Raw genomic sequence first — 25,715 nt, 5'->3', positions numbered from 1 at the left:
ACGAGGCGGAACAGGTGGACCGGATGAGCGACGGCACGCAGGCACTCTCGGAGCAGCGCTGGCGCCGGATCCCGATCGTCGCCTGGCTGCCGCTCTACCGGCCTGCGTGGCTGCGCGGGGACCTCGTCGCAGGGGCCGTCGTGGCGGCGCTGGCCGTGCCACAGGCGCTCGGCTACGCGTCGATCGCGGGCGCGCCGGTCCAGGTGGGCCTCTACGCGGTCCCGGTGGCGCTCGTGGCGTACGCCGTGTTCGGCTCGTCCCGCCAGCTGGTCGTGGGGCCGGTCTCGACCGTGTCCGTCCTGTCCGGGTCGTTCCTGGCCAGCTTCGGGGTCGCGGGCACGTCGCAGGCGGCGTCGTACACGGCCGCGCTGGCGCTCGGCTCGGGGCTGGTGCTCGTCGTGGCCGGCTTCCTGCGGATCGGCTGGATGGCCGAGTTCCTGTCCAAGCCGATCGTCACCGGCTTCGTCCTCGGCCTGTGCCTGCTGGTCATCCTCAACGAGGTGCCCCACCTGCTGGGGGTTCCGACGCCGGAGGGCCGGGTGGTCGAACGTGTGGGTGCCCTGGGGTCGAGCCTCGGCCACGGCGACGCCGACCTGACCACCGTGGTGGTGTCGGCGGTGTCACTGGCGATCCTCTTCGGCGGCGGCTGGTTGGCTCCGAAGGTGCCGTGGGGGTTGCTGGTGCTGCTCGCGGGTCTGGCCACGTCGGCCGCCCTGGATCTCGAGTCCCGGGGGGTCGAGGTCGTGGGTACGGTGCCTCGCGGACTGCCGACACCAGGCGTGCCCACCGTCGACTCGGGCGACCTGACCAGGCTCTTCACCGCGGGGGCGGCGCTGGCCCTGGTGGGCCTCGCGGAAGGCCTCAGCGCCGCCCGCCTCTTCGCCTCTCGGGGCGGCTACCGGATCGACGCGGACCAGGAGCTCGTCGCCTCCGGCGCGGCCAACGTCGCGTGCGGACTCTTCGGTGGGCTCGGCGTGGCCGGCAGCCTCTCCAAGACCGCGGCGGTCAGCGATGCACGGGGACGCACGCAAGTGGCCGGACTGGCCGCGGCGGTGCTGGCCATCGTCGTGATCGTCGCGATCGCACCCGCCCTCTCGGTGCTCCCACGTGCGGTGCTGAGCGCGATCGTGGTCAACGCCGTGTGGAAGCTGATGGACTTCCCGGCCCTCGGTCGCTACGCCCGGGTGCGTCGCAACGACATCGTCGCCGCGGTCGTCGCCGCCGTGGGCGTGCTCGCCCTCGGTCCGCTCGACGGCCTGCTGCTCGCCGTCGCCGGATCGGTGCTGGGGCTGGTGTTCCGCTCCAGCCGGGTCGACGTCGAGATGATGGGCAAGGTGCCTGACGAGAAGGCCGCGTGGGGCAGCCTGCGCGACCACCCCGAGCGACCGACGTACCCCGGGGTGATGGTGCTCCGCATCGACGTGCCGATCTTCTGGGTCACGGCTGCGCCGGTCCACGACCGCGTCCTCGCCCTGGTGGCGTCCGTACCGAGCACCCGCGCGCTGGTCCTCGACCTGGAGGCCACCAACCAGATGGACACGACCAGCGCCGACGCGCTGGCGGACCTGCTGGCGAACCTGCGCGAGCGGGGCGTCGACCTCTACCTCGCCCGCGTGATGTGGCCGGTCCGCGGGGCGTTGCGGCGCTCCGGCCTGTTCGCGGACCTCGGCGACGACCACCTGTGGCACAGCATCTCGCAGGCGGTGCGAGAGGCGCGACGCAGCCACGGCCTGAGGGACGTCCCGGCACAGGAGGGCGGGCTGTTCGACGACGAGCTGCTCGACGCCGACGTGGAGGAGCACATCGTGGCCCACCACCCCGGCCCCGCGCCCCCGGACGAGGAACCGTCCTGAGCCAGGGTCTGGGTCCCGCTCACGCTGCCGCTCTCCCCTCCGCTGCGGGCGGGGCCGCGGCCGCCAGCCACTCGAGCGCTGCGAGCGCCAGGTCCTCGTCCGAACGGGGTCCTAGTGTCTCGAGGGGCATGGCCTCATTCCAGCGGTCGCCCTCCTGCGGTCGCGTCACTCCCGCCGGCTCCTGCTTCGGATCCAGGTGGGTGGTGGTGCTCCGGGTCTCTCGGGTGGGAGGAACTCGGGCCTTCCGTCGGTCGGGTTGAGCCGGACCTGCCAGGGGGTGTGGTGGATGGTGCGGTGGTGGTGCCGCAGAGCAGCACCAGGTTGTCCAGGCTGGTCTCCGTGGTCGGCCCAGTGGACGATGTGGTGGGCGTGGCCCATCACCGGGGGTCGGGTGCAGCCGGGGAAGGCGCAGTGCCGGTCGCGGCAGACCAGGGCCCGCCAGATCGCCGGGGTGACCAGTCGGCTGGTGCGGCCGACGTCCAACACCTCGCCTGGGTGCCGAGGACGATGGGGATGAGGTCGGCGTCGCAGGCCATCCGCCGGACGACGGGGGTGAGCTCCACCCGTCGTCGACTGGGGAGGTCGGTGCCGAGGGTGGCCCAGTCGATCTTCTGCCGGAGGGCCTCGAGGCTGGTGGTGACCGCGATCCGGGGCCGGGCGCCGTGGCAGTCGGGTGGCAGGTCGGTGGTCAGGGCGTGCCGGCAGGTCTCGACCAGCGCGTCCCACAGCCGGGCGCCGTGGTCCCGGGGTCGGTCAGCTGGTCGCCGTCCGGACCGCGGGTCGAGGGCGCGGCTTGGTGAGCGGGAGGAGGGCGGCCTTGATCGCGGCGGCGTCCTCGACGGTGCCGCCCGCGGAGCCGGATGCCGCCGGCCCGTCCTCGACGATCGCCAGGAGGACCGGTGGTGGTGGGCGGCCCGGTCCTGCCGGTCCAGCTCCTTCTCGGTCTTGCGTTCGGCGGCGTCGGGGTCGGCGACCTCGACCAGGTGCGGGCGGCCTTGGCCAGGTCGGTCGCGTTCAGGCGGGTCGCGGCATCGAGGAGGAACGCCTCCCCGTCGCCGCCCGGGGTCGGTGGGGAGCCTGTCGACCGCGTCACGATCACCGCGCCTGCTCGGGTGAGACCCGCCCGCGACCATCGCGGCGTGGGTCGCACGCTCGTGACCAGGGTGTCGGCGTGCCGGATGGTCTGGTGGCCGGTGCCGCGGTGGGTGCCGGCCAGGTGGGTGAACCACTCCGCGGTCGACCCCCACGCCAACTCCTGCTTGGCGACCCCGCGGGCGTGCACCTCGGCCACCACCGCGGCTTCCAGGGCGGCGAGGTGGGCGCGGAGTCGCTCGGCGACCACCACCGCCTCGACCAGCTCCTCCGACGTCTTCGCGACCCACATCGTCTCGTCCAGGTCCGAGACCAGCGTTCGCGGCAGCGACACCCCGGCGGGGGTGGTCGGCGTACCGGTGGGCTGCTCCATGACCCAACTCAACCAGAGGCCACCGACAGTCAGGGGCCGCTGACCTGCGGTTATCCACCGAGAGGTAACGAATCGATCACATGTTCGAGACATTGCCGATGGTCGGCCAAGGACCGCCGGCCCGCAGCCCGGGAAGCACCGCAACCCAAGCGGCGCCCCCGCGTAGCTGCCAAGGACCGCAACCACCCACGGCCCGCAAGCCGAAGACATCAAGCCCCTGCCTGGGCTGCGGGGGTTTCGAGGCTCGCTGACGCTCGCACCTCAACCACCAGAGGGGACCCGCGAGCAACGACCCGCCTCAGACGATCCCGACCGCGTCGAACGCCCCCTCCACAACAGCGACCTTGGCGGCCAGCTGGTCGGGAGGAAGGTTGCGGAAGAGGGTGCGGGCGCTGGCGACCGTGGCCCGCCGGCTGTCGATGAACTGGGAGGTGCGGGACAGGCGCTGGGTCAGGGCCAGGTAGTGGACGGCGGCCACCTCCGCCACCGTGAGCGCGAGTGCCCCGTTCGAGTCCTCAGCCGTGAGCAGGTTGAAGGCGGCCTTGTTGGGGATGCCGCTGTTGGTGTGGACACCGCCGAAGTCGCCGGCCCTCGTATTGGGCAGCACCCGGAAGTCGTGCATGTTGTCGGGCTGGCCGAACTTGGGCGGGTCCGACAGGTCGCGGAAGGGCTTGTCCCCCGGCAGCAGCTTCTCCCCGAGCAGCCAGTCCCAGGTGCGCGGGTCGTCGTTGCCCCGGTTGGCGACGATCGTCCCGAAGATGTCGGAGTAGGACTCGTTGAGGGCCCCGGACTGGAAGGCGTACTCCAGCCGCGAGGTCGAGTCGGTGACTCCGTGGAACATCTCGTGCGCCACCACGTCGAGGTTCGCCGAGAGCGACCTCAGCCCGTCAGGGCGCAGCACCTGGCCGTAGACCATCTGCTGGCCGTTCCAGAAGGCGTTCACCCACTGGTGGGGACCGGGGCTGTCGTCGGCGACGACGCAGTTGATGCTCGACGCCATCAGTCCGCCGCGGTCGTCGATGTTGTTGCGCATCAGCACGGTGTGCATGAAGTCCGAGACGGCCACCGCGTTCGCGTGGGAGCTCACGGCGCCAGGTGTCCAGTCCGGCGGGTTCACCACCAGGTCGCCCGGGAGGCTGGCACCGTTGACCGAGGGATCGCCGAAGCCGAAGTCGTAGGTCTCGACGTTGTGGATCGGGTCGCGCAGGACGAGGTGCCCGCCCTCGCTGGAGGCGAGGAAGGTGCGCGGCACACCGAACGAGTCGGTGGCCGTCTGCTCCACGTCGGTCATGCTGGGGGTGCGCGGCAGCACCACCACGACCGAGCCGTCGTGCGCGTCGACCACGTAGTCGACGAACCGGGGTGGCTCGAGCGTGCTCGCGCGGTCCGCCTCCGGCTCCGCACCCCGGTCCAGCCGCACCGGCACGTCCTCGAGGATGTAGACCAGGCGCCACTGCGACGCGGCGGCGTCGTAGTAGAAGTTCAGCCGGGGTACGACGCCCTCGACCGTCGGCGCGTAGCCGTCCGGAGCCGCTCGGGCCGCCTCGACGGCCTGGGCCGGAGAGACCGAGGCGACCGGGTCGACGCCGTCGGGCTGGCCGAGGGCGGAGTCGATCCCGATGAGCTGGTTGGCCTCGTCGAGCTCGACCGTCACCAGCGAGCCGTAGACCGGGATGTCGTGCAGGGTCTGGCGGAACTTCACCGTGCGCGTCCCCGTCAGCGGGACCGTCTCGGTGCTGATCGTGCGGAACTCGCTGCTGGTCCCGTTCGCGACGGGGGCGGTGAGCGAGGGCATCGCGGCGCTCGCCAGCGCCTGGCTCAGGAACCGCCGGGCCGCCGACTCCGGGTCCAGGTCGCCCTCCCCCGTCACCGTGAGCCCGGGCGAGGCGGCGCGCTCCTCCTGCAGCCGGTCCAGCGCCGGGGCGGAGGACTCCTCGAAGGCGTGTGCGGAGAAGGTGGTCAGTCCGTTTCCTGCGTCGTGCTCAGGTGACATGGCGTGCTCCCTCGTGGTGGTCCGTGCCGAGCTCCTGCTCGACCAGGTGAAGCGCGTGCAACGGGTGCGGCGAGACCCGCAGCCCGGCCGAGGCCCCCACGGCCCGCTCGGCCGCGTCCTCGCCGACGTACACGCACCGGTCCGGCGGCAGGCCCGCTCGCTCGTGCGCGCGGGCGAAGAAGGCGGGGTTCGTCTTGTCCAGGCCCTCCACCGAGCTGAAGAGGCACAGGCCGGCGTCGACGAGGGCCAGCAGCCCCGCACCGTCGAGCAGGTCTTCCATCGCGGCGGCGCTGGCGTCACCGGTGTTGGACAGCAGGCCCACCCGCACCCCGGCGTGGTCGGCCGCTGCCTCCCGCAGCCGGGCCAGGACGTCGGGGACGAAGGGGTAGACGTCCAGACCGGTGAGCCGCCCTCCCGCGACGACCGGGCTCGCCAACGTGTCCCCGATGTCGAAGAAGACCGCGAGACCCTCGCTCACTGCGCCGCCCCCTTCACCCGACAACAGTGCGGCAACGCCCCTCCCCCACCATCTCCGCGCGGGAGGGACTGGTCAATGACCCGGACGTGCCAGCCCGGTCGGGCCAACCCGTCAGCGCGGGCCGGTCGTCGGGGGCCCGATCTGCCAGGGCACCCGGCCGGACGGCACCCCCGCGAACGCCGCCTCAGCGTCCCGCCTGCCGCATTCGATCGAGGCCTCCATGAACTCCGGGTCGAAGAAGAGGTAGCTCAGCAGGTCGCCACGCCGGCTCCCGTCGCCGTGCAGCAGACGGCCGAGCAGGCGCATGTCCGGGTCGCGCGCGAGCCGCAGCAGGCCGCCCAGGGCGCCGCCCTGCCGGTCGTCGAAGATCTCGGCGGCGAGCAGTCCGAGGGTGCCCCGCTCGGGAGGACCGATCGCCAGGAACGGCACCACTGCGTGGCCGGTGCCGGGCTCGTCCGCGGCGCCCGGGCGGTGCGCGGCGGCGACCAGCACGTTCATCTTCGCCAACGTGTTGACGTCCTCGACCATTCGGTCCACCAGGGCTGCGTCCATGACCCGCACGACCGTGTCGTCGACGTCGGGCGGCCGGCTCTCCCCCGTGTGCGCGATGCCGGGCGCGGCGTCGAACGCCGGATGGGTCGCCACGATCACCACGGCGTCCGCGCCCAGCGCCAGCGCAGGCTTCAGGGGCGTGTTCAGCCGGACCCCGCCGTCGAGGTACCAGCCTCCGGGCGCTCCGTCCTCGGTGGGCACCCGCACCGGTGGGAACGCGACCGGGATCGCCGCGGACGCCAGCACGTGGGCCGGTCCGACCTCGGCCGGCCGGTAGTCGATGGGACGGCTGTCGTCGGAGGGCGGGAGATCCCGGTCCCCGGCCCGGTCCACGAAGACGACGGTGCGGTTGTCGTGCCCGGAGGTGGTGACCACCGCCAGCGACGTCCGACCGTCGTCGACGTTCCTGCGCACCTGCGACCAGTCGGCGGCATGGTGCGCCATCCGCTTCAGCGGGGTCGTGTCCAGCAGGCTGGTCACGCGTACGCCGGGGATCCCGATCAGCTGACCCGCCCACCGGCCCGTGGTGCCCAGGCCGGTGCGCACCGGCGACCGGAACACGTCGGTCGTGTGGATGCCGCGCCACACGTCGAGGACGGGCTCGCCCTGCTCGGCGGCCGGCCGGTCGGCCACCGCGGCGTACAGGGCCGCGTTGATCGCGCCGGCGCTGGTGCCCACGAGCAGGGTCGGGACCGCTCCGGCCGCCTCCAGGCGGGGCAGGAGCACGGAGAGCACCCCGGCCTCGTAGCCGCCACGGGCACCCGCGCCGGCGATGACCACGGCGACCCGCTGCGGCCTGACGTCGGCCACGTCCGCGTCGTTCACTGCCTCACCGCCCTGGCTTCGCTGCACCCGCCACGATCCTCGCGGCGGGCCGACCACGTCAACGCCTCGCGCCGGACGTCGCTCGCGGCTACCGTGAGCGGGGTCGAGCGTTCAGGGGAGGTCGTCATGCGCGTGCTCTTCGCCGACGCGGTCAGCGGGGCGACTGTCACCGAGCTCGAGTCGCGAGGACACGTGTGCGTCGTCGATCCCGCGCTCCGGGCCGGGGACCTCGCGGCCAGGGTCGACGGCTTCGACGCGCTGGTGGTGCGCAGCACGAAGGTGGGCCGCGACGTCTTCGAGGCCGCGGACCGGCTGGCGCTGGTGATCCGGGCGGGTGCCGGCACCAACACCATCGACACCGAGGCGGCAGCGTCCCGGGGGATCCTGGTCGCCAACCTCCCGGGCCGCAACGCCGCGGCGGTGGCCGAGCTGGCCCTGGGCCTGCTGCTCGCCATCGACCGACGGATCGTCGACAACGCCACCGACCTGCGGGCCGGGCGCTGGGACAAGAGCGGCTACAGCCGCGCCCAGGGACTGCTCGGGTCGACCATGGGCATCCTGGGACTCGGCTCGATCGGGCTCGAGGTGGCCCAGCGTGCGCGGGCCTTCGGCATCGACGTCCGGACGCTGTCGAAGCCCGGCCGTGACCCGGACGTCCTGGCCCGCGCCGAGGACCTGCGCATCGGCATGGTCGACTCGCTGGCAGACCTGCTTCCCTGCTGCGACATCGTCTCGCTCCACCTCCCGTCGACCCCCGACACGGTCGGCCTGGTCGACCAGGAGTTCCTCGGGCAGATGCGGCACGGCTCGATCCTGCTGAACACCTCGCGTGGCGAGCTGGTCGACGAGCAGGCGCTGCTGCGGGCGCTGGACGACCGCGACCTGCGCGCCGGGCTGGACGTGTACGCCGACGAACCCGGCACCGGCACCGCGCAGTGGTCCTCGCCGCTGGCCCAGCACCCGCGCGTCGTCGGCACCCACCACATCGGGGCCTCCACGCAGCAGGCCCAGGACTCGATCGCCGCCGGGGTGGTGGAGCTCATCGACGCCTTCGTCGAGGGCGAGGCGCGCAACTGCGTCAACCTGACCCCGAGCCGGATCGGGTCCGCGACCCTCACCGTGCGGCACCTCGACCGGGTGGGGGTGCTCGCCCACGTGCTGGACCGGCTGAGCCGCGCGAGCCTGAACGTCGAGCACATGGAGAACCGCGTGTTCCGCGGTGGCGGGGCCGCGGTCGCCAGCATCGACGTCGCCGGCGCCGTGCCCGAGGGCCTGCTCGCGGACCTCGACGCCCTGCCCGACGTGCTCGGGGTCTCCGCGACCGAGATCGCCGGGGACGCATGACCGCGTCGACCACCGGCCCGTGGGAGTTCTGGATCGACCGCGGCGGCACGTTCACCGACGTCGTGGCCCGGCGCGCGGACGGGACGCTGGTGACGCACAAGCTGCTCTCGGAGAACCCGAAGCGGTACGACGACGCCGCGATCGCCGGCATCCGCGAGATCCTGGGGCTCACCGACGGCGAACCGATCCCCGTCGACGACGTCGCCGCGGTGAAGATGGGGACGACGGTCGCCACCAACGCGCTGCTGGAGCGCGCGGGTGAGCCGACGGTGCTGGTGACCACCCGGGGCTTCGCCGATGCGTCCCGCATCGCCTACCAGAACCGCCCCCGCATCTTCGCGCGGCACATCGAGCTCCCCGACCTCCTGCACTCGCTGGTCATCGAGGCGACCGAGCGACTCGACAACGAGGGCCGGGTGGTCACCCCCCTCGAGCCCGGTCCGGTGCGCCGCCGGCTCGAGGAGGCCTTCGCCAGCGGCTACCGCAGCGTGGCCGTCGTGCTCATGCACTCCTTCCGCAACCCCGGGCACGAGCTCCGCATCGGCGAGCTGGCCCGCGAGGTCGGCTTCACCCAGGTCTCCCTGTCCCACGAGGTCAGCCCGCTGATGAAGCTGGTGTCCCGGGGAGACACGACGATCGTCGACGCCTACCTCTCGCCGATCCTGCGGCGCTACGTCGACCAGGTGAGCAGCGCGCTGCCGGGCGTGCGGTGCCAGTTCATGCGGTCCTCGGGCGGCCTCACCGAGGCCCACCACTTCCGGGGCAAGGACGCGATCCTCTCCGGGCCCGCCGGAGGCATCGTCGGGATGGCCCGGACCTCCGAGGCGGCGGGGCTCACCCGGGTCATCGGGTTCGACATGGGCGGGACCTCCACCGACGTCTCCCACTACGCCGGCGAGCTCGAGCGGCAGTACGACACCCAGCTCGCCGGTGTGCGGGTGCGGGCGCCGATGATGAGCATCCACACGGTCGCCGCCGGTGGCGGGTCGATCCTCCAGTTCGACGGCCAGCGCTACCGGGTCGGCCCCGCGTCGGCGGGCGCCGATCCCGGGCCGACCGCCTACGGCCGCGGCGGCCCCCTGACCGTGACCGATGCCAACGTGATGCTGGGTCGCATCCAGCCGGCGCACTTCCCCGCGGTCTTCGGCGACACCGGCGACGAGCCGCTCGACACCGAGGCCGTGCGGCGCTCCTTCGAGGAGCTCGCCGGCACCATCGGCGACGGCCGCACTCCCGAGGAGGTGGCTGCCGGCTTCCTGCGCATCGCGGTGAACAACATGGCCGAGGCGATCAAGAAGATCTCCGTGCAGCGTGGTCACGACGTCACCCGCTACACCCTGGCCACGTTCGGCGGCGCCGGCGGTCAGCACGCGTGCGCCGTGGCCGACGCGCTCGGCATCACCCAGATCCTGATCCACCCCTTCGCGGGCGTGCTGTCGGCGTACGGCATGGGCCTCGCCGACGTCACGGCCACGCGCGAGTCGGCCGTGGAGGCCGCCCTGTCGGTGCTGGGGACCAGCGGGCTCGACGCGGCGCTGGCACCACTCGTCGACGACGGGATGCGCGAGCTGTCCGACCAGGGTCTCGCCGAGGAGCGGGTGGGGGTGACGCGCCGGGCCCACCTCAAGTACGCCGGCACCGACACCACGGTCCAGGTCGACTGCGGCGACCTCGACACGATGCTGGCGGAGTTCGAGCGGCTCTACCAGCGGCGGTTCTCATTCCTGATGCCGGAGCGGGAGGTCGTGGTGGAGGCGGTCTCGGTGGAGCTGACCGCCCGCACCCACTCGCAGCCCGAGGAGGTCGCGGGCGCGCCTCGGCAGGGGCCGCCGACACCGGTCTCGCGGGTCCGGATGTACACCGGGGCCTGGACGGAGGTGGACCTCTTCCGCCGCGAGGAGCTGTGCGCCGGAGACGTCGTCGAAGGACCCGCGATCATCGCGGAGGCCAACGCCACCACGGTGGTGGATCCGGGCTGGCAGGCCGGGGTCACCGAGCGCGACCACCTGCTGGTGCGCAGGACCGTGGCCCGCCCCCGGAGCCCGGGCGCCGCGACAGAGGTCGATCCCGTCCTGCTCGAGCTGTTCAACAACCTCTTCATGTCGGTGGCGGAGCAGATGGGCGAGCGGCTGCTCGCGACGGCCAGCTCGGTCAACATCAAGGAGCGGCTCGACTTCTCCTGCGCCCTCTTCGACACCGAGGGGCGCCTGATCGCCAACGCCCCGCACATGCCGGTCCACCTGGGGTCGATGGGCGAGTCCATCAAGGCGGTGATCGAGGCCAACGCGGGCGAGATGCGGCCCGGCGACGCCTACGTGCTCAACAACCCCTACCGCGGTGGGACCCACCTGCCGGACATCACCGTGGTGACCCCCGTCTTCGACGACCGCGACCGGGTCCTGTTCTTCGTCGCCTCCCGCGGCCACCACGCCGACGTGGGCGGGGTGACACCAGGGTCGATGCCGTCCTTCAGCCGACGCGTCGAGGAGGAGGGTGTCCTGATCGACAACGCCCTGCTCACCCGCGACGGTCGGATGCGCGACGCCGAGATGATGGCGATGCTCACCGGCACCGAGTTCCCGGCCCGCAGCCCCCACGACAACGTGGCCGACCTGCGGGCCCAGCTCGCGGCCAACGAGAAGGGCGTCGCCGAGCTCCACTCCCTCGTCGAGCACTTCGGTCTCGACGTGGTGCTGGCCTACATGGCCCACGTGCGCGAGAACGCCGCCGAGGCGGTGCGACGCGTCATCTCGGTGCTGGACGACGGCAGCTACCGCTACGAGCTCGACTCCGGGGCGGTCATCGAGGTCGCGATCACCGTCGACCGCGTCGCGCGGTCGGCGCACGTCGACTTCACGGGCACCTCCGACCAGCAGCCAGACAACTCCAACGCGCCGTCGTCGGTAACCATGGCGGCGATCCTCTACGTCTTCCGCACCCTGATCGACGACGAGATCCCGCTCAACGCCGGCTGCCTCGAGCCGATCGAGGTCACCATCCCCGAGGGCTGCCTGCTCGCGCCCCGCTACCCGGCCGCGGTGGTGGCCGGCAACGTCGAGACCTCGCAGGCGGTCACCGGCGCGCTGTACGCCGCGCTCGGGGCGCAGGCGGAGGGCTCGGGCACGATGAACAACCTGACGTTCGGCAACGACCGCTACCAGTACTACGAAACCGTGGCCAGCGGCTCCGGGGCCGGGCCCGGCTTCGACGGCACCGACGTCGTGCAGACCCACATGACCAACTCGCGCCTGACCGACCCCGAGGTGCTCGAGTGGCGCTTCCCGGTGCGGGTCGAGAGCTACGAGATCCGGCTCGGCAGCGGCGGTGCGGGCCGGCACACCGGCGGCTGCGGTGGACGTCGCCGGTTGCGGTTCCTCGAGCCGATGACCGTCACCCTGCTGAGCAGCCACCGCCGGGTCGCGCCGTACGGCCTGGCCGGAGGCGCACCCGGCGCGCTGGGCCGGCAGTGGATCGAGCACCGCGACGGCACGACCCGTCCGGTCGGTGGTCGTGACTCCGTGCAGGTCGATGCCGGCGACGCGTTCGTCATCGAGACGCCGGGCGGAGGCGGCTACGGACGGGCCGCGGCTCGGCGACCCGATGAAAGTCCCCCACGGAGAGAGTCGGACCTGACATGACCTTCACGACCGCACACATGTCGATCTCCCTCGACGGCTTCGTCGCCGGGCCCGACCAGACGATGGACGACCCGCTCGGGCGCGACGGCCTGTCCCTGCACCAGTGGCACTTCGACGCGGACCTGCCCGGTCACGAGGTCGACGCCCGCTGGACGGCCGCGTTGCTGCGACCGCGTGGCGCCTACGTCATGGGGCGCAACATGTTCGGCCCAGTCCGCGGACCGTGGTCGTCGTACGACGGCGACTGGCGCGGCTGGTGGGGCGAGGAACCGCCCTACCACGCGCCCGTCTTCGTGCTGACCCACTACGAGCACGAACCGATCGAGATGGCGGGCGGCACGACCTTCCACTTCGTCACCGGGGGCTTCGACGAGGCGTTGGCGAGGGCACGCGAGGCGGGCGACGGAGACGTCGACATCGCCGGCGGCGCCTCTGCTGTCCGCCAGGCGCTCGGCAGCGGCGAGCTCGACGAGCTCACCCTCGACATCAGCCCGGTGCTGCTCGGCTCGGGCGAGCGGATCTTCGACGGCACCGTCTCGGCGCGCTTGGAGCCGCTCGAGGCGGAGCACTCGCCCCTGACCACGCACGTCCGCTACCGCGTCCACAACCCCGCGGGGACGCCTGACCGCCCCTCACCCGGCGTGCTGCGAGAGCCGCCGGAACGCGTCGGCGAAGCCGTCGACGATCTGCCCGTGCTCCGGGACGAGGCCGGCATCCGCGGCGATCCCGACGAACACCTTGCCGTCGTAGCTGTAGATCGTGAAGCTCATGACCTGGTCGGCGGTGAGCGGCGCCCAGCCCATCATCCCCTCGACCTTCTGCCCGGCGACGTAGAGCGGCATCTGGGGGCCGGGCACGTTGGTCAGGACCCCGATGGCGCGGTTCGCGAGCAGGTCGATGGTGAACCGGTACAGCCGGGTGCTCATCCGGGAGATGGCCGCCTGGACGCCGAAGTCCACGACGGCCTCGTGGCCGCCCTTGATCCGCCCCATCCGGCGGCGCACGACCTCGAGCGTGCGCACGGGGTCGTCGATGTCCGTCGGGAGCTCGAGCTGCACGAGCGCGAAGCTGTTGCCGAGCTCCACGGGCAGGTCTGGATCGAACGGCTTGAGGTTGACCGGGACGTCCCAGGTCACGCTGCGGCAGACGGCCCGGTGCTGCTGGAGGTACGCGCGCAACGACTCGGCGACACAGGTGACGAGGACGTCGTTCACCGTGGCGTCGTGGTCGTGGGCCACGGCCTTCACGTGGTCGAGGGGCAGTGGCGGCGACCAGGCGACCGCCTTCCGTGGCCCGACGGTGCCGGTCCAGCGGGTGTTGTCGTTGCGGGTGCCGAGGACGAGCTTGCGCGCGGTGTCCACGTCGCCCGGCACGCCGGTGACGAAGGGCGGGACCCCGCGCGAGCCGAGGTCCCGGGCCGAGCGGGCTCCCGACCTCACCGCGCCCACCAGCGACCCGGACAGGGACCCCGACAGCGTCAGGGCGGTGTGGGCGGCGCCCACCGGGTTGGTCACGGCGCTGTGGGCGAGCTGGAGCGAGGTGCTGGCCACGCTCGTGGCGCCCGAGCGCACCTGGCTGACCAGCGACAGCGGGCCGTCGGTCGGGTCGGGCGCCGGTGCCGGGACCCGGGGCGTCTCGCGCCGGCGCGCGGGGTGGACGGGGACGGCGGTGCCGTCCGGACTGGCGTCGAAGACGCTCAGCGTCACCTGGACCATGCGGATGCCGTCGGCGATCGCATGGTGCGTCCGGAACAGCACGGCGCCACCGCCGTGGAAGCCGTCGACGAGGACCGCGCGCCACAGCGGCTCCCCCCGGTCGAGGGGTACGACGCGCTGCGCCGAGATCAGGTCCTGCAGCTCGGCGTCCCCGCCGGGCTCGGGCAGCACCGCCCGCTCGTAGCGGGCCTCGAGGTCGGCGTCGTCCTGCTCCTCCCAGTACCACCCGTCGTCCTCGCCGCGGACCACCACGCTGCGGAACACCGGGAACCGGTCCCACAGCCGCTCCTTCACCAGGTCACGGAAGCGGTCCCAGTCGACCGGGGTCGCGGTCCAGAACAGGCTGTCGACCACCATCAGGTTGCCCGGCTTGTCCATCTCCAGCCACAGGGCGTCCTGCACGCCAACCGCTGCCGTTCGCCCATGGATCCGCCTCGCTCGTGCCGGTGGCCGCTACGGACCCATGGTTCGTGCGGCGCGACGCCCCCGGCAGGGGCGAACGTCACGAGCTGTGGGCCGGCCGGCGAGGCAACGTGGAAGTCACCCGGCCACGGCGGTGCGCACCCGGTCCAGCATGGCCTGCTCCCGGTCGCTGATCCGCTGGGCGTGGAATCCCATGAACCCGCCGTCCTTGGCGGCCTCAGCGGCGGCCTGGGCCGATGCCATGAGCCACTGCCCGAACGCCGCAGCCTCGTCCGGCGTCGCCTTCTCGGCGACGAGAGCCTGCACGGAGTGCAGCTCGTCGAGGATCTGTTCGCCGGGCTCCCGGTCCTTCGTGGGCTTGTACCCCTTGAGCGGGTTGTGCCGCTGCTGAGTCATGGCCTGGACGTCCAGCGCGACCTCGGTCAGCAGCTGCTCGCGGCTGGGAGGGTTGGTGGCGCTCTTCATCGTCGCCATCGTCTCCTTGGCGGCCTCGATCGGGCCACCCGGATCTGCCAGCGAGATGGCCAGTCCGGCCACCATCGGCGCCCGCGTGACGCGCGCCCACTCCTCGTCGGTGAAGTCACCCTTCGTCGTCACCAGCGTCTCCTTCGGTCGGAACTCCCCCATCGGGCCACGTCAGGAACGCTAGGCAGACACAGGGGCCGGCGGCATCATCCCCGCCGGGTGATCGACCCCGGCCTCGTCGGGGCCGGCCCACGCGGGGCCGGCCCCGATGTCGAGATCAGACCAGGTCGAACCGGTCCAGCTCCATCACCTTGGTCCAGGCGCCCACGAAGTCACGGACGAACTTCTCCTGGGCGTCGTCGGCGGCGTAGACCTCGGCCAGCGCCCGCAGCTCGGAGTTCGACCCGAAGACCAGGTCGACCCGCGTCGCGCTGCGCCCGTCGGCCTGGAACGAGGTCGCCTCGTCGTCGGTGGCCTGCCACTCGGCCGGCTCCAGCAGGTTGACGAAGAAGTCGTTCGTCAGCGTGCCGGACCGGTCGGTGAAGGCACCGGCGCCGGAGCCCGCGTGGTTGGCCCCGAGGACGCGGAGGCCGCCGACCAGCACCGTCATCTCCGGCGCCGTCAGTGTGAGCAGGTTGGCCCGGTCGAGCAGTCGGGCCTCGGCCGGGACCCTGTCACCCGCGGAGGCGAAGTTGCGGAAGCCGTCGTCGCGGGGCTCGAGCACCGCGAACGACTCGACGTCGGTCTCCTCCTGGCTCGCGTCGGTGCGACCCGGGTGGAACGGCACGGTCACGTCGACCCCGGCGTTGCGCGCAGCCTGCTCGACCGCCGCCGAGCCGGCCAGCACGATCAGGTCGGCGAGGGAGATCCGGGTGCCACCGCCCTGCGCGTTGAACTCCTGCTGGATGCCCTCGAGGACCTCGAGCACGCGGGCGAGCTCCTGCGGCTCGTTGGCCTCCCAGCCTCGCTGCGGCTCGAGCCGGATGCGGGCGCCGTTGGCGCCGCCCCGGTTGTCGGTGCCGCGGAAGGTCGACGCCGACTTCCAGGCGGTCGCGACCAGCTGGCCGACCGAGAGCCCGGAGTCGAGCACCTTCGCCTTGAGGTCGGCGACCTCGCTCCCGCCGACCAGCTCGTGGTCGACCGCGGGCACCGGGTCCTGCCACAGCTGGGCCTCGGGGACCCAGGGGCCGAGGAAGCGGGAGACCGGGCCCATGTCGCGGTGGAGCAGCTTGTACCAGGCCTTGGCGAAGGCGAGCGCGAAGGCCTCGGGGTCCTCGAGGAACCGGCGGGAGACCTTCTCGTACTCCGGGTCGAAACGCAGCGAGAGGTCGGTGGTGAGCATCGTCGGCTTGCGCTTCGGGGAGTCGGCGGTGGGCCCGGGGATGATCTCCTCGGCGTCCTTGGCGACCCACTGCTTGGCGCCGGCCGGGCTGTCCTGCAGCTCCCACTCGTAGCCGAAGAGGTTCTTGAAGAACTCGTGGCCCCACTTCGTCGGGGTGCTGACCCAGGTGACCTCGAGGCCGCTGGTGACGGTGTCGGCGCCCTTGCCGGAGCCGTAGCCGCTCTTCCAGCCCAGGCCCTGCTGCTCGATCGGGGCACCCTCGGGCTCGGGGCCGATGCTGTCGGCCGGGCCCGCGCCGTGGGTCTTTCCGAACGAGTGCCCGCCGGCGATGAGGGCCACTGTCTCCTCGTCGTTCATCGCCATCCGGCGGAAGGTCTCGCGGATGTCGCGGGCCGCCTTGAGCGGGTCGGGCTCGCCGTTCGGGCCCTCGGGGTTGACGTAGATGAGACCCATCTGGACCGCGCCGAGCGGGTTGGAGAGGTCACGTTCCCCGCTGTAGCGCTCGTCGCCCAGCCAGGTGTCCTCCGAGCCCCAGAAGACCTCCTGGGCTCGTAGACGTCGTCGCGGCGAAGCCGAAGCCGAAGGTCTTGAAGCCCATGTCCTCGAGGGCGAACGTTGCCGGCGAGGACCAGCAGGTCGGCCCACGAGATCTTCTTGCCGTACTTCTTCTTGACCGGCCACAGCAGGCGCCGGGCCTTGTCGAGGTTGGCGTTGTCGGGCCAGCTGTTGAGCGGCGCGAAGCGCTGGGACCCGTCGCCACCGCCACCGCGACCGTCCTCGATGCGGTAGGTACCGGCCTGGTGCCAGCTCATCCGGATGAACAGCGGGCCGTAGTGGCCGAAGTCGGCCGGCCACCAGTCCTGCGAGGTCCGCATGACGTCGGCGACGTCACGCTTGAGCTCCTCGACGTCGAGCTTCTTGAACTCCTCGGTGTAGTCGAAGTCCTCGTCCATCGGGTTCGCCCGGGACGAGTGCTGGTGCAGGACCTGCAGGTTCAGGCGGTCGGGCCACCAGTCCTGGTTGGTGCGCGGGCGGTGCGTCCCCTGGGGTTCGGGGGACTCGATTACCGGGTTCTCGCTCTCGGACACGTCGGTCCTTCTCCTGTCTCGTTGATGGATGACGCCTGCTACTGGTGCGCCTGTGCGGCGCACCGGGGACAGGTGCCCCAGTAGGTGACCTCTGCCTCGTCGATGACGAAGTCGTGGTCCTCCGCGGCGGTCAGGCACGGTGCGTGCCCCACCGCACAGTCGATGTCGGCGACGCTGCCGCAGGACCGGCAGACGACGTGGTGATGGTTGTCCCCGACCCGGGCCTCGTAGCGCGCGACCGAGCCCGAGGGCTGGATGCGCCTGAGCAGCCCGGCCGAGGTCAGCGCCCGGAGCACGTCGTACACCGCCTGGTGGGACACCTCGCCGAGGTCCTGCCGCACGGCGCGGATGATCGAGTCCGTGTCGGCGTGCGGGTGGTCGTGCACCGCGGAGAGCACCGCGACCCGCGGTCGCGTCACCCGCAGGTCCACTCCCCGCAGCAGGCGCTCGAAGTCCGACGTGTGTCCCATCGCTCCGGAGTCTCGACTGCTTTCTTGAACGAGTCAAGATCCGTTGGTCCTCCGGCGTGGGAGAGGGCCTTGGCGGCCCGGGTGCGGCGTCCTACAGTCGGCCCACGGGCGTTCTCGGGCGCTGACCACCCTCGACCGAGGAGCACCCATGTCCGGCTGGCCCAACGGCGCACCCCGCGTGGGTGACACCGCCACCATGAGCCGCACCGTCGAGGCCGAGGACATCGTCCGCTTCACCGAGATCAGCGGTGACCGCAACCCGGTCCACTACGACGCCGAGGCTGCCGCCCGGACCGCGTTCGGCGGCATCGTCGTCCAGGGCGGCGTGACGAGCGCGATCCTGAACGCCGTGGTCGCGGAGAAGCTGCCCGGTCCCGGCACCGTCTTCCTGGAGACCCACTGGCACTTCCGTGCTCCCACGCGTCCGGGCGACACCATCACCGGCGAGGTGGAGGTGACCGCGGTCCGCGAGGACAAGCCGATCACCACGCTGAGCACCCGCGTGGTCCGCGGCGACGGCGTGGTCGCGATCGAGGGGACCGCCGTCTGCTGGACCATGCACGTCGGCTGACCCGCCACCGGCGTCCTCAGGACCGCTCGGGTGGCGGGGCGGCGGGCCCAGGCAATGACCCGCGGCGGACCGGGTCACGTCCCCGCAGCGCCACCCGGTCCGAAAAAAAGTTTCGACCGAGAGGTTTGGGGGCATGTCCGAAGGGTAAGAAGGCCGCGGGAGTAAACGGGGGCAGATGAGTTGGAGGGCTCTTTGTCAACGCAACGCCTGTCGGCTGAAGCCGGCGCCTGGGAGCATGCACGATCCGATACCGGTCCACCCGGCTCGTCCGAGGGGGTGTTCGGCGGGGACGGATAGCACCCATGGATTCAATCGCACTGCAACGCAGCTGGGACCGAGTCACGAAGCACGGGCACGCGGTGCCGCTGTACTTCTACTCGCACGTCTTCGTCTCGCACCCCGAGGTGCGGTCGATGTTCCCACTCTCCATGTCGGGACAACGGGACAAGTTCGTCAGCGCGCTCGGCCGGGTCGTCAGCCACGTGGACCAGATCGAGCAGGACGCCACCTTCCTCGCGCACCTCGGGCGTGACCACCGCAAGTACGCGGTCATCACCGAGCACTACAACGCCGTCGGCGCGTCCCTGTTCGCGACCCTGAAGCACTTCCTGGGCGACGACTGGACCGAGGAGCTGGCCGCGGACTGGGCCGAGGCCTACCAGGTGATCGCCAGGATCATGGTCGAGGCGGCCGACACGTCCACCGAGAGCACCCCGGACTGGTGGGAAGCCGACGTCGTGTCGGTGGAGCGCAAGATGATGGACCTCACCCTGGTGCGGGTCCAGCCTCGGCGCGAGCTCGCCTACGTCCCCGGCCAGTCGCTCTCGATGGAGATCCCGGAGCGCCCACGGCTCTGGCGCTACTTCAGCCCCGCCAACGCCCCACGCGAGGACGGGTCGATCGACCTGCACGTGCAGAAGATCGACGGCGGCCAGGTCAGCTCGGCGCTGGTCCGGTCCCTGAAGGTCGGCGACGAGGTGAAGCTCGGCGCGCCGGTCGGCGACCGCCTCACCCGCAAGCCACAGGACCCCACCGACCTGCTCATGGTCGCGGGCGGCACGGGTCTGGCCCCCCTCCGGGCAGTCCTCGAGCAGATCGACCGTGAGTGGCAGCGCTACGGCGCAGCACCGCGGGTGCACCTCCTCCACGGCGTCCGGATGCCCTGGCACCTCTACGACCGCCCGCTGCTCCGCGACCTCGCGAGGAGCCGGCCCTGGTTCGACTACACGGAGGTCGTCTCCGACGACACGTCGTACCCCGGAACGCGCGGAAAGGTCGGCACGCACGCGGCGAGGCAACACCTCGGTGGGCGCACGGCGATGGTCTGTGGTGGTCCGCAGATGGTCGCGCACACCCTGGAGCAGCTGACGGCTGCCGGGATGGCCCCCGAGGACATCAAGTACGAGCACTTCTACTACGCGGCCGGTAGCGAGAACAGCGCCGAGGCCGCCCTCAGCAGGTCAGGAGACAACAAGTGACGAGCAACGCCGCGGAAGGCATCCCCCACTACCGCTCCCCCGCATCCATCCGCAACGAGTCCTTCGGACGACGTCTGCGAGGTCTGGACGAGGAGCAGGTCTACCAGTACCTCGACCTGCTGGCCGACCAGGTGCAGGTCGCCGACGACGACGGCGCGCGATGCGCGCGGAGAACGAGCGCCTCCGGACCGAGAACGAACGTCTCCAGGCCGACGTCCAGAGGATGCGCAAGGAGATGTCCGAGTTCGAGGAGGCCGGTGACCGCGTCAACGACCAGGTGGTGGAGCTGTTCAGCCAGGCCCAGCTGATCGCCGAGGAGATGACCGAGGACGCCAGCCGCGACGCCCGCCAGAGGCTGGGGCAGGCTCGCGCGCAGGAGCGCCAGATCCTCGAGGAGGCCATGCAGACCGCCGAGAGGACCCGCCGGGACGCGGAGGCCCTGATCAGGTGGACCGTGCCGGGGGCGTTCGACACGTCCGCCCTGGACGCCCTGCCCGGGCCCGAGCTGGGCCAGTCCGCGTCGGACCGCTCCGCCGCGGCCGACGAGCTCGAGCGGATCCGCTCCTTCGCGCAGGCGGCCCAGACCCAGATGCAGACGATCATGGAGTCCTTCGCCACCGAGGTGGAGCGGCTGGACTCCCCCGCGGTGAACCGCTCCGGCTCCGCGGGACGGCACAGCAACGGCTCGTCCTCGTCAGACTCGAGGAACTGGGACTGATCTGGTGAGCCCCCGGCGCGGTCGGCTGACCGGTCTCGGGACGCTGGTGGTCAGACGGCTCGGGCGACGGCGGGCGACGCTCCTCGTCGCGGTCACCGCCCTGGTCCTGGTCGCGGCTGCGGGTCTCGCCTGGAGCCAGGTGAGCGGGGGCGTGCAGCCGACCGGCCGCACGACGTACGTCAGCGTGTCGATGACCCACATGCGCTACTCGTTGCCCGAGATCGACGTCCCGGCGGGCAACCGGCTGGTCATCAGCCTGCGCAACGACGACGACGACATGGTGCACGACCTGGTGCTGGCGACCGGTGAGAACAGCGGGCGACTGGCACCCGGTGAGTCGACCCGGATGGACGTCGGGGTCGTCGACCGCGACATCGCCGGATGGTGCTCGGTGCCCGGCCACCGGCAGATGGGCATGACGCTGGACATCGTGGCGACCGGCGCGGGCGCCGACCAGGCGTCGGACAGTGCATCGGACGGGGCACCGGACGGGGCACCGGACCGGGCGGCCGACGCCTCGACGACCACCGGGGGCGACGCAGCCGACGACATGGACCTGATGGCCGATCCCGGGCCGGGATTCACGCCGTACGACGCGGTGCTCCCCCGGCTCGACGAGCCGGCGGACGGCGTGGTGCACCGGATGACGCTGCCCATCACCGAGCAGGAGAAGGAGGTGGCCCCCGGGGTCCGGCAGAAGGTGTGGACCTTCGGCGGCACCGCCCCCGGGCCCGTCCTGCACGGCCAGGTCGGCGACACCTTCGTGGTCACCGTCGTCAACCACGGGAGCGAGTCCCACGGGATCGACTTCCATGCCGGGTCGCTCGCCCCGGACAAGGTGATGAAGCCCATCCCGCCGGGCGGCTCGGTCGTCTACCGCTTCACCGCCACCAGGGCCGGGATCTGGATGTACCACTGCTCGTCGATGCCGATGTCGGTCCACATCGCCAGCGGCATGTTCGGCGCCGTGGTCATCGAGCCGCCGGACCTGCCGAAGGTGGACCGCAGCTACGTCCTGGTCCAGTCCGAGCAGTACTTCGGCCCGCAGGGCGGCAGCGCGGACCCCGACAAGGTGGCGGCCGAGGAGCCGGACACGGTGGTCTTCAACGGCTACCCCGACCAGTACGACCACAGTCCCCTGAAGGCGAAGGTCGGGGAGCGGGTCCGGGTGTGGGTCCTCGACGCCGGCCCGAGCCGGGAGACCGCCTTCCACGTGGTCGGCACGCAGTTCGACCGGGTCTACGCCGAGGGGAGTTACCTGCTCGACGGTGGCAGTGGCGGCAGCCAGGCCATGGCGCTGGCGCCGGCGCAGGGCGGCTTCGTCGAGATGACGTTCCCGGAGCCGGGTCACTACCCGTTCGTCTCGCACATCATGGTCGACGCCGAGCGCGGCGCGCACGGGCTGTTCGAGGTGACCAGGTAGCGATCGCCGCGCGTCGGAGCGTTGCTCAGCGTTCCGCGGCGAGGTCCGGCTCCGGCTCCTCGGCGTGGGAGCGCGAGGGCTCGATCCGCAGCAGGCGGGCGACCCAGTCGGGCAGGTACCAGTTCCACCTGCCGAGCAGCGAGACCAGCGAGGGCACCAGCAGCGAGCGGACGACGGTCGCGTCGAGCAGGATGCCGAAGCCGAGCGCGGTCGCCATCACCTTCAGGTCGGTGCCGGGCCCCGAGGCCAGGGCCGCGAACGCGAGGAACAGGATCAGGGCCGCGCTCGTCACCAGCCGGCCGGTGCGTCCGATGCCCTCGATCACCGCCTCGTCGTTGGAGCGGCCGGCGTCGTACTCCTCCCGGATCCGGGACAGGATGAAGACCTCGTAGTCCATCGAGAGCCCGAAGAGGAACGCGAACACCATCAGCGGGACCCAGAAGGTGACGGCGCCGGTCTCCGGGATCCCGAAGAGGGCGTCGGACCCGTAGCCGTTCTGCCAGAACAGCACCATCGCGCCGTACACCGCGGTGAGCGAGACGAGGTTGAGCACCACGGCCTTGAACGGCAGCAGCAGCGATCGGAAGGCGCGCACCAGCAGCACGAAGGTGAGCAGCGCGATGATCGTGAGCATCAGCGGGAAGTTGCCGTAGACCGCGTGCAAGAAGTCCACCTGCGCGGTGCCGAGACCCGCCACACCGATCACCCCCGGCGTCTGGTCTGCGGCGTCCGTGACGCGCCGGACGACAGCCACGCTCTTGGAGTTGACGGTCTCGGCGTCGGGGATGAGCACGACGACCGTCCGGCCGTCGGCTGAGCTCGACGCCCCGGTCGAGACCAGTGCGGCCTCGATGCCGTCGACCTGGCCGAGCCGGTCCGCGACGGCCTGCGCCTGGTTGCTGTCGGCGAGCACCTCGATCGGCGTCAGCGCGCCGGTGCTGACACCGCCCCGCTCCAGCCGGTGCAGCGCGGTGACCGCCGGCCCGCTCTGGGCCAGCGAGTCCGAGGAAGCCGCGCCGATCTTGATGCCGAAGAAGGCGGCGACGAGGAGCCCGAGGACCACCGTCGCAGCGACCACGGCGGCGACCCGGTGGCGCACGACCAGGCGCGCCCAGCGGGTCCACCCCGGGCTGGCGCTGCTCTCGTGCCGGATCTTCGGCCAGTCCACGCGCGGCCCGATGCCGCCCAGGATCGCGGGGGTGAGCGACAGCGTGACCGCGACACTCGCGACCGGGATCAGTGCGCCGCCGTAGCCGATGCTCCGCATGAACGGCACCGGCAGCACGACCAGCGCCAACAGGCCGATCGCGACGGTGATGCCGCTGAAGAGGACCGCGTGGCCCGCGGTCTCCATCGCGGCGACGACCGCCTCGTGGTTCTCCCGCCCGTGGTCTCGTTCCTCGCGCCATCGGGTGACGAACAGCAGCGAGTAGTCGATCGCGACTCCGAGGCCGACGAGTGCGACCAGGAACTGCACGATGAACGAGACGTCGGTCAGGTAGGTCAGCGGGAACAGCATCAGGAACGTCGCCAGGATCGACACCGCCGCCACGGCCAGCGGCAGCAGCGCCAGTGCCGACGCGAAGACGAAGAGGAGCACCAGCAGCGCGCCGGCCGCGCCGAGCAGGGTCTCGGCGAGGACTCCCGGGCCGCCGGTGTCGCTGCCCACGGCGAGCGCGTCCATGCCGGTGACCCCGACGGTGGCGCCTGCGGGCGCCGCCCCCGTGACGGCCGCGCGGATCGGCTCGGTGGGCAGCTGCTCGGAGAAGGTCTGCGGGAACGGGTAGAACACCATCGCGTACGCCGTGCGGTCGTCGGCGGTGCGGAACGCGCGGTCGCCGGTGTTGGCCTCGTCGACCACCCGGAGGTTCGGGACGCCCCGCTGGACCGCGTCGAACGCGCGGGCGACCTCCTTCTCGTGGCCGGTGATCGTCTGCCCCGGAGGCATCGTCACCGTGGCCAGCATCGGCGTGGTGTTGCCGCCGTTGTGGACGGCCGCGACGATCTGCTCGGTCGCCTTGGTGCCGGGCTGGCCGGGCAGCGAGAAGTCGACCGTGAGCCGGTTGCTGGTCTTTCCGGCCGCCAGGCCGCCCGCGACGAGCACGCACAGCCAGAAGACCACGACCCACCTGCGGTGCCGCAGGACGAACTCTGCCCAGCTACCCATCGACAAGCTCCTGTCGCGCGCGGACGGCGAACACGACACTAGTGGCAACCGGCACCCGGCGCGTCCTCCGGAACAGGGATATCGGCCCGCTTCCGGTCAGCCCGTGGCGGCCTTGTCCGCGGTGAGATCGCGCAGGATCTGCTGGCTGGCCAGCTTGCCCGGTGCCCCCATGACGCAGCCGCCGGGATGGGTCCCGGAGCCGCACTGGTAGTAGCCGTCGATGGGCGTGCGGTACTGGCTCCAGCCCGGTGCGGGCCTGAAGAAGTACATCTGCGGCGCGAAGAACTCGCCGGCGAAGATGTTGCCCTCGGTCAGGCCGACGGTGCGCTCGATGTCGAGCGGGGTCCTCACCTCGCGCTGGAGCACGAGGTCGCCGAAGCCGGGGAAGAACGACTCCAACGTGCCCTGCACGGTGTCCGCGAAGCGCTCCCGCTCGGTGTCCCAGTCGCTGCCCTTGAGGTGGTACGGCGCGTACTGGACGAAGCACGACATCACGTGCTTGCCCGGAGGCGCCATGTCGGGGTCGACGAAGGACTGGATCGCGCAGTCGATGTAGGGCCGCTGGCTGTACCAGCCGTACTTCGCGTCGTCGAATGCGCGCTCGAGGTACTCCATCGACGGCCCGATGTTGACGAACCCGAGGTACTGGTCGGTCCGGTCGCCGAGCGCGGGGTAGCGAGGGGCCCCGTCCAGGGCGAAGTTGACCTTCGCGGAGGTGCCCTGGAACTTCATCCGGTCGATGTTCTCCACCAGGTCGCTCGGCAGCTCCCGGGGCTCCACCAGCTCGGTGAAGGTTCGTCGCGGGTCCACGGCGCTGACGACGGTCCTGGCCGTGAGCTCGGTGCCGTCCTCCAGGGCGACCCCCACGGCTCGTCCCTCCTTGGTGACCACGCGGGACACCGGCGCGTTCAGCATGATCTCCGCGCCGAACGACTGCGCTGCCCGCGCCAGCACCTCGGTGAAGCCACCGTTGCCGCCCTTGTGGAACGACCAGGCCCCGAAGTGCCCGTCGTGCTCGCCCATCGAGTGGTAGAGCAGCACCAGGCCAGAGCCCTGCGACATCGGCCCGACCTTCGTGCCGATGATGCCCGAGGAGGCGATGTAGCCCTTGAGGATGTCGCTCTCGAAGTAGTCGTCGAGGAAGTCGGCGGCGCTGCCGGTGAGCATCCGGACCAGGTCGTGGATCACCTTCTGGTCCACCCCGCGCAGGTGCCTGACGAGATCGGCGGTCTCGGCGAGGTCCTCCGCGGACTTGCCGAAGATGTTCGGTGGAACCTTGTCCAGGAGCGGCTTGACCAGCTGGCAGACCCGCTCCACGTCGTACTCGTAGCGGTCCATCGCGTCGGCGTCGTGCGGCGAGTGCCGCATGATCTCCCTGATGTTCTCGTCGCGGTCCTGGCCGAGCAGCAGGTAGTCGCCGTTCTCCATGGGCGCGAACGAGGAGGGCATCAGGATCGGCATGAAGCCGTGCTTGACCAGGTCGAGCTCGTGCACGATGTCCGGCCGCAGCAGGCTCAGGGCGTAGGAGAACGAGGTGAAGTGGAAGCCCGGCCGCAGCTCCTCGGTGATCGCGGCACCGCCGACGACGTGGCGGCGCTCGATGACGAGGACCTTGAGGCCGGCCTTGGCGAGGTAGGCGCCGTTGACGAGGCCGTTGTGGCCGCCTCCGACGATGATCGCGTCGTAGCTGGTGCTCTTCGTTGCCAT

The 25,715-nt window shown here is 71.6% G+C and carries 18 protein-coding genes and 3 pseudogenes; 9 read left to right on the top strand and 12 right to left on the bottom strand.

All coding sequences use genetic code 11. The features are described 5' to 3' along the window. Positions 1-23 precede the first annotated feature (23 nt). Positions 24-1,853, top strand: a complete 1,830-nt coding sequence (locus tag H0S67_RS07845; protein ID WP_180936139.1) for a SulP family inorganic anion transporter — start codon at positions 24-26, stop codon at positions 1,851-1,853. Positions 1,854-2,018: 165 nt separating this feature from the next. Here the strand turns inward: H0S67_RS07845 and H0S67_RS07840 are convergent, their stop codons facing one another. The 5 genes from H0S67_RS07840 to H0S67_RS07820 form a co-directional block, all read right to left on the bottom strand. Then, on the bottom strand, positions 2,019-2,339 hold the full coding sequence (locus tag H0S67_RS07840) for a hypothetical protein (protein WP_180936138.1): 321 nt from the start codon (positions 2,337-2,339) through the stop codon (positions 2,019-2,021). Positions 2,340-2,541: 202 nt separating this feature from the next. Beyond that, positions 2,542-3,318: a hypothetical protein gene (locus tag H0S67_RS07835; RefSeq protein WP_180936137.1), complete on the bottom strand. Its 777-nt coding sequence runs from the start codon at positions 3,316-3,318 to the stop codon at positions 2,542-2,544. A 298-nt stretch (positions 3,319-3,616) separates the two neighbouring features. Further along, a complete protein-coding gene (locus tag H0S67_RS07830; RefSeq protein ID WP_180936136.1) occupies positions 3,617-5,311 on the bottom strand; it encodes a M4 family metallopeptidase in 1,695 nt (564 codons plus the stop codon). Next, positions 5,301-5,789, bottom strand: a complete 489-nt coding sequence (locus H0S67_RS07825) for an HAD family hydrolase (RefSeq protein WP_180936135.1) — start codon at positions 5,787-5,789, stop codon at positions 5,301-5,303. Before H0S67_RS07825 ends, H0S67_RS07830 begins: the two co-directional genes overlap by 11 nt. A 111-nt stretch (positions 5,790-5,900) precedes the next feature. Next, on the bottom strand, positions 5,901-7,193 hold the full coding sequence (locus H0S67_RS07820) for a patatin-like phospholipase family protein (protein ID WP_219635553.1): 1,293 nt from the start codon (positions 7,191-7,193) through the stop codon (positions 5,901-5,903). A 99-nt stretch (positions 7,194-7,292) separates the two neighbouring features. Between H0S67_RS07820 and H0S67_RS07815 the strand changes: the two genes are divergently transcribed. The 3 genes and pseudogenes from H0S67_RS07815 to H0S67_RS07805 form a co-directional block, all read left to right on the top strand. Next, a complete protein-coding gene (locus H0S67_RS07815) occupies positions 7,293-8,510 on the top strand; it encodes an NAD(P)-dependent oxidoreductase (protein WP_180936134.1) in 1,218 nt (405 codons plus the stop codon). Beyond that, complete coding sequence (locus H0S67_RS07810) at positions 8,507-12,148, top strand: hydantoinase B/oxoprolinase family protein (protein WP_180936133.1); 3,642 nt, start codon at positions 8,507-8,509, stop codon at positions 12,146-12,148. The genes H0S67_RS07815 and H0S67_RS07810 overlap by 4 nt, the downstream gene beginning before the upstream one ends. Beyond that, positions 12,145-12,654 (top strand): annotated as a pseudogene (locus tag H0S67_RS07805) (dihydrofolate reductase family protein); the annotation flags it as partial. The gene H0S67_RS07810 and the pseudogene H0S67_RS07805, both read left to right, overlap by 4 nt. A gap of 126 nt (positions 12,655-12,780) precedes the next feature. Here the strand turns inward: H0S67_RS07805 and H0S67_RS07800 are convergent. The 5 genes and pseudogenes from H0S67_RS07800 to H0S67_RS07785 form a co-directional block, all read right to left on the bottom strand. Then, positions 12,781-14,265 carry a WS/DGAT domain-containing protein gene (locus tag H0S67_RS07800; RefSeq protein ID WP_180936132.1) on the bottom strand — a complete coding sequence of 495 codons (1,485 nt, stop codon included), beginning with the start codon at positions 14,263-14,265 and terminating at the stop codon, positions 12,781-12,783. Between the two features lie 138 nt (positions 14,266-14,403). Continuing rightward, positions 14,404-14,883, bottom strand: coding sequence for a hypothetical protein (locus H0S67_RS07795; RefSeq protein ID WP_180936131.1), 480 nt, complete (start codon positions 14,881-14,883; stop codon positions 14,404-14,406). A gap of 145 nt (positions 14,884-15,028) precedes the next feature. Then, positions 15,029-16,738: a catalase/peroxidase HPI gene (gene katG / locus H0S67_RS07790; protein ID WP_281368972.1), complete on the bottom strand. Its 1,710-nt coding sequence runs from the start codon at positions 16,736-16,738 to the stop codon at positions 15,029-15,031. After that, positions 16,675-16,905: pseudogene (locus H0S67_RS26535) on the bottom strand (peroxidase family protein); the annotation flags it as partial. The gene katG and the pseudogene H0S67_RS26535, both read right to left, overlap by 64 nt. 314 nt (positions 16,906-17,219) lie before the next feature. Next, positions 17,220-17,651, bottom strand: a complete 432-nt coding sequence (locus tag H0S67_RS07785; RefSeq protein ID WP_180936130.1) for a Fur family transcriptional regulator — start codon at positions 17,649-17,651, stop codon at positions 17,220-17,222. A gap of 148 nt (positions 17,652-17,799) precedes the next feature. Here H0S67_RS07785 and H0S67_RS07780 point away from each other — a divergent pair, with 148 nt between their 5' ends. From H0S67_RS07780 to H0S67_RS07765, 5 genes and pseudogenes are all read left to right on the top strand, one after another. Then, entirely contained in the window at positions 17,800-18,222 is a 423-nt protein-coding gene (locus H0S67_RS07780) for a MaoC family dehydratase (protein WP_180936129.1), read from the top strand. A 302-nt stretch (positions 18,223-18,524) separates the two neighbouring features. Continuing rightward, positions 18,525-19,700, top strand: a complete 1,176-nt coding sequence (locus H0S67_RS07775; RefSeq protein WP_180936128.1) for a globin domain-containing protein — start codon at positions 18,525-18,527, stop codon at positions 19,698-19,700. After that, a pseudogene (locus H0S67_RS27925) lies at positions 19,697-19,786 on the top strand (hypothetical protein); the annotation flags it as partial. The gene H0S67_RS07775 and the pseudogene H0S67_RS27925, both read left to right, overlap by 4 nt. A gap of 74 nt (positions 19,787-19,860) precedes the next feature. After that, complete coding sequence (locus H0S67_RS07770; RefSeq protein WP_180936127.1) at positions 19,861-20,418, top strand: DivIVA domain-containing protein; 558 nt, start codon at positions 19,861-19,863, stop codon at positions 20,416-20,418. A gap of 4 nt (positions 20,419-20,422) precedes the next feature. Continuing rightward, positions 20,423-21,841 carry a multicopper oxidase domain-containing protein gene (locus tag H0S67_RS07765; RefSeq protein WP_246355205.1) on the top strand — a complete coding sequence of 473 codons (1,419 nt, stop codon included), beginning with the start codon at positions 20,423-20,425 and terminating at the stop codon, positions 21,839-21,841. 25 nt (positions 21,842-21,866) lie between these two features. On the opposite strand, the gene H0S67_RS07760 is transcribed toward H0S67_RS07765, so the two are convergent. Together H0S67_RS07760 and H0S67_RS07755 are read right to left on the bottom strand one after the other, a co-directional pair. Next, a complete protein-coding gene (locus H0S67_RS07760; protein ID WP_180936126.1) occupies positions 21,867-24,008 on the bottom strand; it encodes an MMPL family transporter in 2,142 nt (713 codons plus the stop codon). Positions 24,009-24,104: 96 nt separating this feature from the next. Then, positions 24,105-25,715 (bottom strand): phytoene desaturase family protein, encoded by a 1,611-nt coding sequence (locus H0S67_RS07755; RefSeq protein WP_180936125.1) that lies wholly within the window; start codon positions 25,713-25,715, stop codon positions 24,105-24,107.

This window comes from Nocardioides ungokensis (assembly GCF_013466985.1).
Taxonomy (GTDB): Bacteria; Actinomycetota; Actinomycetes; order Propionibacteriales; family Nocardioidaceae; genus Nocardioides; species Nocardioides ungokensis.
The sequence above is the reverse complement of the archived record's forward strand: the minus strand, read 5'-3'. Positions and strand labels throughout refer to the sequence as shown.